Source organism: Kitasatospora sp. NPDC001261 (genome assembly GCF_042896795.1).
Classification (GTDB): Bacteria; Actinomycetota; Actinomycetes; order Streptomycetales; family Streptomycetaceae; genus Kitasatospora.
Genome location: NZ_JBIAXP010000010.1, coordinates 253,985 through 264,741, shown reverse-complemented (window position 1 = coordinate 264,741; position 10,757 = coordinate 253,985). Strand labels below are relative to the sequence as shown.

At 75.6% G+C, this 10,757-nt stretch carries 5 protein-coding genes and 1 pseudogene; 2 read left to right on the top strand and 4 right to left on the bottom strand.

The window, feature by feature from the left end:
* A pseudogene (locus ACFY4B_RS16270) lies at window positions 1-102 on the top strand (ATP-binding protein); the annotation flags it as partial.
* Between the two features lie 82 nt (window positions 103-184).
* Here the strand turns inward: ACFY4B_RS16270 and cimA are convergent.
* The 3 genes from cimA to ACFY4B_RS16255 form a co-directional block, all read right to left on the bottom strand.
* Entirely contained in the window at window positions 185-1,789 is a 1,605-nt protein-coding gene (cimA, locus tag ACFY4B_RS16265) for a citramalate synthase (protein ID WP_380744952.1), read from the bottom strand.
* Window positions 1,790-2,144: 355 nt separating this feature from the next.
* Window positions 2,145-3,257: a branched-chain amino acid aminotransferase gene (locus tag ACFY4B_RS16260; RefSeq protein WP_049656394.1), complete on the bottom strand. Its 1,113-nt coding sequence runs from the start codon at window positions 3,255-3,257 to the stop codon at window positions 2,145-2,147.
* A 198-nt stretch (window positions 3,258-3,455) separates the two neighbouring features.
* Window positions 3,456-4,493 carry a 3-isopropylmalate dehydrogenase gene (locus ACFY4B_RS16255; RefSeq protein ID WP_380744949.1) on the bottom strand — a complete coding sequence of 346 codons (1,038 nt, stop codon included), beginning with the start codon at window positions 4,491-4,493 and terminating at the stop codon, window positions 3,456-3,458.
* A gap of 196 nt (window positions 4,494-4,689) precedes the next feature.
* Between ACFY4B_RS16255 and ACFY4B_RS16250 the strand changes: the two genes are divergently transcribed.
* Window positions 4,690-7,203, top strand: a complete 2,514-nt coding sequence (locus ACFY4B_RS16250) for a YfhO family protein (RefSeq protein ID WP_387968362.1) — start codon at window positions 4,690-4,692, stop codon at window positions 7,201-7,203.
* A 48-nt stretch (window positions 7,204-7,251) separates the two neighbouring features.
* Here ACFY4B_RS16250 and ACFY4B_RS16245 read toward each other — a convergent pair whose 3' ends face one another.
* The gene (locus ACFY4B_RS16245; RefSeq protein ID WP_387968360.1) at window positions 7,252-10,605 is read right to left on the bottom strand and encodes a S8 family serine peptidase; all 3,354 of its coding nucleotides are present in this window, start codon (window positions 10,603-10,605) and stop codon (window positions 7,252-7,254) included.
* Window positions 10,606-10,757: the final 152 nt, after the last annotated feature.

The following is a 10,757-nucleotide window of genomic DNA, read 5'->3' as shown; positions in this document are numbered from 1 at the left end:
GCCGACACCCCCGTCATCACCCTCGACGCCCGCCGCCGCGACAGCGCCAAGAGCGCCCTCATCACCCTCGTCGAACACGCCCTGCTCGCCCGGCTTCGGTGATCGCGCACGACCGTGGCCCGCGGGACTTCGTACGAAGTCCCGCGGGCCACAGGCATGTCGGGCGCCGACCGGCCCGGGCCGGCTACTCGGTCGGCTCCAGGCCGGCCCGGATCAGGCCGTAGGTGTACGCGTCCTCCAGCGCCAGCCAGGAGGCGGCGACCACGTTGTCGGCCACGCCCACCGTCGACCAGGTGACGGAGCCGTCGGTGGACTCGATCAGCACCCGGGTCTTGGAACCGGTGCCGTGCTGGCCCTCCAGGATGCGGACCTTGTAGTCCACCAGCTCGAAGGTGGCCAGCGGCGGGTAGATGCCCTCCAGGGCCGCGCGCAGTGCCTGGTCCAGCGCGTTGACCGGGCCGTTGCCCTCGCCGGTGGCGATCCGGCGCTCGCCCTTGGCCCACAGCTTGACGGTGGCCTCGTTGCCCGTGAAGCCCTTCGGGCCCTGCTCGCTGATGGTCCGCCAGGACTCCAGGGTGTAGAAGCGGTCCCGGCTGCCGCGCACCTCGTCGCGCAGCAGCAGCTCGAAGGAGGCGTCGGCGGACTCGTAGGTGTAGCCGAGGTTCTCCTGCTCCTTCACCTTGGCCACCACCCGGCCGGCCAGGTCCCGGTCGCTGGAGAGGTCGTAGCCGAGCTCCTTGCCCTTGAGCTCGACGGAGGCCCGCCCGGCCATGTCGGAGACCAGCATCCGCATGGTGTTGCCGACCCGCTCGGGGTCGATGTGCTGGTACAGGTCCGGGTCGACCTTGATCGCGGAGGCGTGCAGGCCCGCCTTGTGGGCGAACGCCGAGAAGCCCACGTACGGCTGGTGGGTGGAGGGGGTCAGGTTGACCAGCTCGGCGATCGCGTGCGAGATCCTGGTCATCTCGGCCAGCCGGCCCGCGGGCAGCACCCGGCGGTCGTACTTGATCTCCAGCGCGCCGACCACCGGGAACAGGTTGGCGTTGCCGACCCGCTCGCCGTAGCCGTTGGCGGTGCACTGCACGTGGGTCGCGCCGGCGTCCACCGCGGCCAGGGTGTTGGCCACCGCGCAGCCGGTGTCGTCCTGGGCGTGGATGCCGAGCCGGGCCCCCGTCCTGGCCAGCACGTCGGCGACGATCTCCCGGACGCCGCCCGGCAGCATCCCGCCGTTGGTGTCGCAGAGCACCACCACGTCCGCGCCGGCCTCGTGCGCGGTGCGGACCACCGACACGGCGTACTCGGGGTTCGCCCGGTAGCCGTCGAAGAAGTGCTCGCAGTCGATGAACACCCGCCGGCCCTGCGAGCGCAGGAACTCGACGCTGTCCCGGACCATCTCCAGGTTCTCGTCCAGGGTGGTGCGCAGCGCGAGCTCCACGTGCCGGTCGTGCGCCTTGGCCACCAGGGTGATCACCGGGGCGCCGGAGGTGACCAGCGCGGCCAGCTGCGGGTCCTCGGACGCCTTGCCGCCGGCCCGGCGGGTGGCGCCGAAGGCGACCAGCCGGGCGTGCTCCAGCTCCAGCTCGACGGCGGCCCGGGCGAAGAACTCGGTGTCGCGCGGGTTCGCCCCGGGCCAGCCGCCCTCGATGAAACCGACCCCGAACTCGTCCAGGTGCCTGGCGATGGCCAGCTTGTCCGCCACCGTCAGGTTGATGCCCTCGCGCTGCGCTCCGTCGCGCAGCGTGGTGTCGAACACGTGGAAACTGTCGTCGGTACGGGTGACCTCGGTCATGACCCCTGGTTCTCCGTTTCGGGGAGGTTGGGTACTGCTCTGCCGGACGTTCTCGTCCCGGCTCCACTGTCCATGGTCCCGCGCGCGGTCCCGGTGTCCCCGGGCCCCTTGTGGGGGCCGTCGGCCGGTCCGGGAGAAACAAAAAGACCCCTCGCGGGTGCGAGAGGTCTGCGCGCGGGTCTGGACGCTAGTGGTCGCTCCGCATCGGGTCCAGCGGAAGCGGTCACTGCGGACCGGCGCGCCTGCTGCTAATAATCAGCGAAAGCGAGGACACGCTGGCAGTCTGGCACAGCTTCCGCGATCCGGCCCGCCCGTCTCGGGATGCGAAACGGGGCAGGCCGGCCGGGGTGCGGGATCAGACGATCCGGTGCAGCCAGTGGTGGGTGTCCGGGGTCTGGCCGCCCTGGATGGACAGCAGCGCCTTGCGGAGCTCCATGGTGACCGGGCCGGGCTCGCCGGCGCCGACGGTCCAGTCGGCGGCGGCGGACTTCACCGAGCCGACCGGGGTGATGACGGCGGCGGTGCCGCAGGCGAAGACCTCGGTGAGGGTGCCGTCGGCGTTGGCCTGCTGCCACTCGTCGGTGGAGATCCGGCGCTCCTCGACGGCGTAGCCGAGGTCCGAGGCCAGCTGGAGCAGCGAGTCGCGGGTGATGCCGGGCAGCAGGGCGCCGGACAGCTCCGGGGTGACGATCCTGGCGTCCTTGCCCTCGCCGAAGACGAAGTACAGGTTCATGCCGCCCATCTCCTCGACCCACCGGTGCTCGGCGGCGTCGAGCCAGACCACCTGGTCGCAGCCCTTCTCGGCGGCCTGGGCCTGGGCGACCAGCGAGGCCGCGTAGTTGCCCGCGCACTTGGCGGCGCCGGTGCCGCCGGGGGCGGCCCGGACGTACTCCTTGGACAGCCAGACCGAGACCGGCTTGATGCCGCCCTGGAAGTAGGCGCCGGCCGGCGAGGCGATGATCATGAAGAGGTAGGAGTTGGCCGGGCGGACGCCCAGGCCGACCTCGGTGGCGAACATGAACGGGCGCAGGTAGAGGCTCTGCTCCGGCTCGTTCGGCACCCAGTCCCGCTCCTGGCGGACCAGCAGCTCGACGGCCTCGACGAAGGCCTCCACCGGCAGCTCCGGCATCGCCAGGCGGCGGGCCGAGGCCTGGAAGCGGGCGGCGTTGGCCTCCGGGCGGAAGGTGGCGATGGAGCCGTCGGCCTGGCGGTAGGCCTTCAGGCCCTCGAAGATCGCCTGGCCGTAGTGGAGGGTCATGTTCGCCGGGTCGATCTCCAGCGGCGCGTACGGCACCAGTTGGGCGTCGTGCCAGCCCACGCCCTCGGTCCAGCGGATGGTGACCATGTGGTCGGTGAAGACCCGGCCGAACCCGGGGTTGGCCAGCCGGGCCTCGCGCTCCGCTGCGGGCAGCGGGTGGGCGGAGGGCTTGAGGTCGAACGTGATGGGCGCCTGGGTGGCCGTGCTCATGGCTGTTTCCTTCACCGTGGGGTTGGTCCGGGCCGCCACCGCCGCAGATACGTTTCGGCAAACTTCACCGGAATGGACGCACAACGGCACGGCCCACTGTCGATACTCGCATCCAGAGGGCCGTGCCGAACAGCTGCAAGCTGCGGTGATGTGCGGTCCGGCCCCGTCAGCCGGAACCGTGTGTTCGGATCCGGCCGGTCAGCCGGCTACTCGGGCGACGAGCGCGTCGCCGACCTGGGAGGTGCCGCGGGTGCCCGAGCGCTCGGCCAGGTCCGCCGCGACGGCGGCCTCGACCGCGGCGGCCTCGGCGGCGAAGCCGAGGTGCTCCAGCAGCATCGCGACCGACAGCACGGTGGCGGTCGGGTCGGCCTTGCCCTGGCCGGCGATGTCCGGCGCCGAGCCGTGCACCGGCTCGAACATGGACGGGAACTCGCCGCTCGGGTTGATGTTGCCGCTCGCGGCCAGGCCGATCCCGCCCGTGACGGCGGCGGCCAGGTCGGTCAGGATGTCGCCGAACAGGTTGTCGGTGACGATGACGTCGAACCGCTCCGGCTGGGTGACGAAGAAGATGGTCGCCGCGTCGACGTGCAGGTAGTCGGTGGTGACCTCGGGGAACTCCCGGCCGACCTCGGCGAAGATCCGCGTCCACAGGTGCCCGGCGTGCACCAGCACGTTGTTCTTGTGCACCAGGGTGAGCTTCTTGCGCGGCCGCGCCTGCGCCCGGCGGTAGGCGTCGCGCACCACGCGCTCGATGCCGTACGCGGTGTTCAGGCTGACCTCGGTGGCCACCTCCTGCGGCGTCCCGGTGCGCAGCGTGCCGCCGTTGCCGACGTACGGGCCCTCGGTGCCCTCGCGGACGACCACGAAGTCGATCTCCGGCTGGCCGGCCAGCGGGGACGACACCCCGGGGAAGAGCCGGCCCGGACGCAGGTTGATGTGGTGGTCGAAGGCGAACCGCAGCTTGAGCAGCAGCCCCCGCTCCAGCACGCCCGACGGCACGCTCGGGTCGCCGATGGCGCCCAGCAGGATCGCGTCGTGCGATTTCAGCTCGGCCAGGACGTCGTCCGGCAGCGTCTCCCCGGTCCGGTGGTAGCGCCGGGCCCCGAGGTCGTACTCGGTGGTCTCCAGCTTCACGTCGGCGGGAAGCGCGGCACCCAGGACCTTGAGGCCTTCGGCCACCACTTCCTGGCCGATGCCGTCACCGGGGACTACTGCGAGACGAATGGTGCGAGACATGCTCGGACCCTACTCCGCCGTCCCAGGTACTGACACCTGCCGTCCACCATGCGGACGGTCAGGTCGGTCCCCACCAGGGGCAGCCGCCCGGCGATGCCATCGCCTCACTCCTTCGAAGGAGCGCGTGCGACGCGGGGGGCGCCTGGGGCGTGCTTAGGGTGGCGGGGTCCGGCGAGGCGTGTGGAACGGGGTGCGGATGGGCGAGCGGCGGCGGGAGGTGCTGGTCTGCGCGGGTGCGGCGGGGCTGGCGATGGGCGGGTACGGGCTGGCGGCGGCGGTGCGCGGGCGGTGGCCGGCCGGGGCGGAGGCGGTCGCCGTGCCGTACCACGCCCACCTGTGGGACCTGCTGCACGGGCAGGCCGCCGGGGACCTGCTGTTCAACTGGAACAGCGGCTACGGGGCCCCGTTCCTGGCGGACTTCTTCGCCTACCTGATGAACCCCTTCTCCTGGCCCACCGCGCTCCTCCCCCGCGACCAGGGCCGGCTCGCCGTCCTCCTGGTCACCCTGGCCACCATCGGCCTGGGCACCGCCCTGATGGCCCGGCTGCTCGGCCGGCTGCACCCCGGCCCCCGGTGGCTGCGGGTGTTCGCCGCCGTCGGGTACGGGCTGTGCGCCTGGGTGCTGGACGTCGGCGGGGCCGCCCCGATGTGGCTCTGGGGCCTGGTCTCGCTGCCCCTGCTCGGCCTGGCCGCCGACTGGTGCCTGCGCGAGCGGCACTGGGTGGCCGGCGCGCTGTGCGTCGCGCTCGCCTGGACGGGCAACCTGTACACCGCCGCGCTGGCCACCCTCGCGGCCGGACTGCTGTTCGCCGTCCGGCTGTTCGCCGCCCCGCTCCCGTTGCGCCACCGGGTCCGGGCCACCGGCCGGGCCGTCACCACGGCCACCGCCGGGGTGCTGCTCGCCTCCCCCGTGCTGTTCGTCGCGGTGCTGGCCACCGGCCGGGCCCAGCCGGAGTCCCCGGTCGAGCCGCTGGGCCCGTCCGGTGTCGCCGCCCACCTCTCCCGGCTGCTGCCCGCGGCCCATGGCGGGCAGCAGCTGCCGGACGTGGCGATCGGCGTGTTCGGGCTGCTGGTGGTGTGCGGGTTGCCGTTCAACCGGCGGGTGCGGGCTCGGGAGCGGGCCCTGTGGTGCGCGGCGCTGGTGCTGGTGGCGGTCGGCTTCCTCTGGACCCCGACGGTGCTGGTCTGGCACGGCCTGGCGATCCCGGCCGGCGGGCCGTACCGGGTGGCCTTCGTGCTCAGCGGGCTGCTGGTGCTGGCGGGCTGGGTCTCGCTGGCGCACCGCCCGGACCGGCTCACCGTGCTGGGCGGCGCCGCCGTGGTGGCGGTGATCGCCGGCCTGGCGGCGGGCCGGCCCGCGGTGCGCCCGGCCACCTGGGTGCTGCTGGCCGTCGGCGGCGCCGTCCTGTCGGCCGCGCTGTGGCTGCTGGACCGCCGGCACTCCGACCGGCGGGCGACCGCCCTCGCCACCTGGGTGATCGGCGGGGCGGTGCTGGGCAACGCCGTCTGGTCCGGGTACGCGGCGCTCGGCGCGGTCCCTACCTCCGGGGTCTCCCCGGCGGCCGTCCGGGCCGGGCACGCGGCCGTCCGGGCGGGCGCCGACTGGCCGCGCGGCCGCAGCGACCCCGGCCCGCACGCCTTCACCCCCAACGACCCGCTGCTGCTGAACGGCCAGGGCGGCGGCTACTTCAGCAGCTACCTGCCGACCGTCACCGCCCTGCTGCTGCACGACCTCGGCGCGGGCTGGACGGCCGGCGGACGGCAGACCGCGAGCGTCACCGACCCGGTCGGGCAGGCGCTGTTCGGCGTCCGCACCCACCTCGACGACGCCCCGCCGCCCGGCTTCACCCCGGTGCGGGCCGCCGCGCCGCCGCTGGTCACCGTGCTGCCGCCGGGCTCCCGGACGGAGACCTCCTCGGTCTGGTCCCGGCAGGAGTCGCTGCTCGGCAGCCAGGTGTACGACGCCCCGCTGCCCGTCCCGGCGGGCGGGCCGGCGCCGGCCCTGCACGGCACCAGCGGCTGGTCGGTGCCGGCCGGCGGGGAGGACACGGTGTTCACGGCCGCCTGCACGCCGGGCGGGACGGCCTACTTCCACGGGGTCTGGTACCGGGGCACGGTCAGCGGCCTGGGCACCGACTACCGCAGCGACGGCGAGCAGCCCACCACCGCCGTGCCGATCCACCGGCTGGGGACCGTCCCGGCGGACGGGGTGGTCCGGGTGACGCTGCGGTCGGACGTGGTGAGCCAGGTGCCCGCCCGCCCGATCGGCTGCCTGCGGGCCGGTGCGCTGGAGGCCGCCGTCGCCCGGCTCACCGCGACCGGCGCCACCCGGGTCGAGGCGGGCGGGCACACCCTCACCGCGACCCTCCCGGCGGGTTCCACCGGCACCGCGCTGCTCTCCGTACCGGCCGCCGAGGGCTGGACCTGCGCGGTGGACGGCGGCCGACGTCTCGCCCCCGTCCCGGTGCTCGGCATGATCGGCGTCCCGCTGGGCGACGGCGCCTCCCGCGTCGCCTGCGCCTTCCGCCCGCCCGGCCTCACCGAGGGGCTCATCGTCACCTCCGCCACCGCCGCCGTCCTCGCCCTGGTGGCGGTCTTCGCCCGGCTCTCCCGGCGCCCCACCCGCGTCCCGCGCCGCGACCGCCGCCGGGCGGCCCTGGGCGCCGACGCACAAGCCGGCACGGAAACCGGCCCACAAGCCGGCACATGACGGGGCGGCCCGCCGGAGTCCCGGTGGGCCGCCCCTTCCGCCCGACGGTCAGGGCAGGTCGAGCACCTGGGCCCGCCGCTCGGCCGGGTTGCGGTGGTACAGCAGCAGGAGCCGCGAGGTGTCGCCCGCCACCCGCCGTACGGCGAGGACGGCGCCCGGGCCCGCCGGGGCCAGTACGGCGGCCGGCCCGGTGAGGCCGGCCCGCGCGGTGAGCGCCGGCCGCAGGACGTCCAGCGGGACGGACGGGCCGGTGCCGCTCAGCCCGATGGTGGAGAGCGCCTCGGCCACGTCCGGCGTCCCGCCCCCGGCGTAGCCGGTCCAGACGCCGTAGCGGACGGTGCTGTGCCCGGGCGCGACGCCGGGCAGGGCGCTCAGCCGGACGGGCAGCACCAGGACGTCGCTGTCCAGCAGCCCGGTGTCGGTGTCGCCCCAGTGGGCGTTGAGCGGCTGGACGTCCAGTTCGGCCCCGGTGCGGGCGTCCAGGGCGCGGGAGACCAGGACGTCGCTACCGCGCAGCCGGTCGGCCTTGAGGATGACGTCGGTGCTGCCGTCCCCGTCGGTGTCCAGCGCCACCCGCACCCCGTACAGCCCCACCGGGGTGGCCGCGGGCGCCCACAACTGCGCGCCCACGTACAGCAGTTCGGAGTCGACGGCGGCGCCGGCCGCGCGCAGGCCGGCGGCCCGCTCGCCGGGGTGCTCGACGCAGACCTCCTCCGCCGGGTCCGGCTCCTTCCCGGTGTCCTTCGGCCGCAGGCCCGCGCCGGGCGCGACCGCCGTGCCGCTGCCGCCGGGCGGGCAGTCGGGCCAGCGCTCGCCCTCGCCGCCGAGGGCGAAGGCGCTGACCAGCCCGGGCTGTTCGCCGGGGGCGGCGCGGCCGCCGAGGGTGACCAGGGTGCCGTCCCGGGCGGTGCGGACGGTGGCCGCCGCCGTGAGGTCACCGGTCGGGCGCGGGGCGGCCAGCACCGGGATCCGCAGCTGCGGGAGCGCGTCGCCACCGACCGGGGTGAGCAGCACCCGGCCGGAGAGCTCGCCCCGGTAGCTGCGGGCCCGGCCGCCCTGCACGGTGTCGATGGTCGGGTCGGGGGCGCGCCCCAGCTCCCCCGGCACGGCCAGGGTGACCCGTACCCGCGCGGTGCCGCCCGCCGGGACGTCCACCCGGGCCGGTGCCACCTGGTAGGAGGCGCCCGGCAGCAGGGTGGCGGCCGCGTACGAGGTGCGGTACGCCAGTGGCGCGTTCGAGGTGTTGCGCACCTCGATCTCCCGGGTCACCGCCGTCGGCCCGCCGACCTCGACCGGCCCGAAGGAGACCCCGACCCCGCCCTCCACGGCGCCCTCCCCCGCCGCGTAGGCGACGGCGGGCGTGCGGACCGCCCGGTCCACCCGGACCCTCCCGGCCCCGGTGCGCTCGGGCCCGTAGACCGGCCCGCTGTGCTCGTCGCCGAGGAAGGTGTCCTCGGTGGTGTTCATCAGCGCGGCCTTGACCTGCTCGACCGGCCAGTCCGGGTGCGCGGCGCGGACCAGTGCGGCGAGCCCGGCCACGTGCGGGGCGGCCATCGAGGTGCCGCTCTCGCGCTGGCCGCCGGTACCGCTGCCGACCAGGCTGGACCAGATGCCCTCGCCGGGGGCCGCCAGGTCGGGCTTGACCACGCCCGGCACGCCGATGCCGCGCGAGCTGAAGTCGGTCATGGTGTCGATCCGGGCCGGCTGGTCCTGGGCGACGGAGCCGTGCAGCGGGTTGCCGGGCGCGGCGAGCCGGACCGTCACCGGCCCGGCGGCCGCGGCCTGCCGCAGCCGCTCGCCGTCGGCGCGCCCCAGCAGTACGGCCGGGATCCGGTCGTCGCCGGAGATCTCGGCGAGGTGGTCGGAGTCGGCGGCGTACAGCGCGCCGATCGCGCCCGCGTCGGCGGCGTGGTCGGCGCGCGGGCCGGAGTTGCAGGCCCGGTCGGCTTCCCGGGTGTGCCAGGCGAGCAGCGCGATCCGCCCCTTCAGCCGCTGCCGGTCGGCCTCGCCGAACTCGGCGCAGCCGTCCGACTGGTCGGCGGGCAGGGCGAGTTCGCCGCTGACGTCGGCGGTGGACCAGCCCTGGTAGCGCTCGCTCCAGTGCCCCGGGACGACCCCGGCCTGGGCGGCGGGGGCGAGCACGGTGACGCCGTCCACGTCGGCGTGGCCGTGCACCGAGGCGGCGACGGTGATCGCCCGGGCGGCGGTGCCGGGGCTGCCGCCGATGCCGTACACGTCGCCGTCGTTGCCCGCCGCCGCGATCACGACGGTGCCGAGCTCGGCGAGCCGGTCGGCGGCCAGGGCGTCGGTGTCGTCGGTGCTGCCGAAGTGGCTGCCGAGCGAGAGGTTGACGACGTCCAGCCGGTCGCTCAGGTCGCCGTCGCCGTTCGGGTCGGCGGCCAGGTCGAGCGCCTCGGTGACCCGGTCGGTGGAGCCGTCGCAGCCGAACACCCGGATCGCGTACAGCTGCGCGCCCGGGGCGGTGCCGGGGCCGATCCGGAAGCCGGCCGGGTCCAGCCCGGGCCCGTACGGACCGGTGTACGGGTGGCCGTCCGCGGTGACGCCGTACCCGGCCGCGGTGCCGGCCACGTGGGTGCCGTGCCCGTTGCGCACGCAGTCGATCGGGTTGCCGCCGGGGTGCGGCACCGGCTGGTAGTGCGGGGAGGCCGGGTCGGGGTCGTAGTCGTCGCCGACCAGGTCCTTGCCGCCGACCACCTTGGCGTTGGGGAACAGCGCGGGCGGCGCGGGCCTGCCGCGCTCGACCGAGCGGAACGCCTCCTCGGTGCCGGGGCCGCCGAAGTCGGCGTGGGTGTAGTCGATGCCGCTGTCGATGATCCCGATCCGGGTGCCCCGGCCGGTGCCGGCCGCCTGGTCGCCGGCCCAGACCTGCGGGGCGCCGGTCAGCGGGACGGAGTGGGCGTTGTCGCGCCGTTTGGCGACGATCGGGTGGACGGCCCGGACGCCCGGCAGCGCCCGCAGCGCGGGCAGCCGGTCGGCGGGCGCGCTGACCGCGAGGCCGGCGAGCACGGTGCGGGTGCGGTAGAGCTCGCGGGCGGCGGGTGCCGCCCGGTGGACGGCGCCGGCGAGCCGGTCGAGCGCGTCCCCGGCCCGGGCCCGCTGGGCGGCGCCGGCTCGCGCGGCCTCCCGGCGGACGGCCTCCGGGGGGCGCTGGGCGCGCCGGGCCCCGTCGGCGGCGCGCCGCCAGGCGGAGCCGGCCGCCTCGGTGGTGAGTTCGAGCAGGACGGAGGCCGTTCGGCCCGGCCCCGGCGGTCCGGCGGACGGCGGCCCCGCGGACGGTGGGCCGCCGGCCGCCGGGGTGGCGGCGAGGACGGCGCTTCCGGCCAGCAGGGCCAGGGTGAGGCCGATCCGGGCGGCGGGTCGGCGGACGGGTGGCAGACGCACTGGGCCCTCTCCCCCGGCAGGGGGACTGATCCGCACACCGTGTCGCTGACGCTCGCCCACGCGAACGTCGATCACCCCTCCGAGGGCCCCAAATTAGGATGATCGCGCCGACGGGGACGAGCAACTTCCCTCGGACGGACCGGGGTTGCACT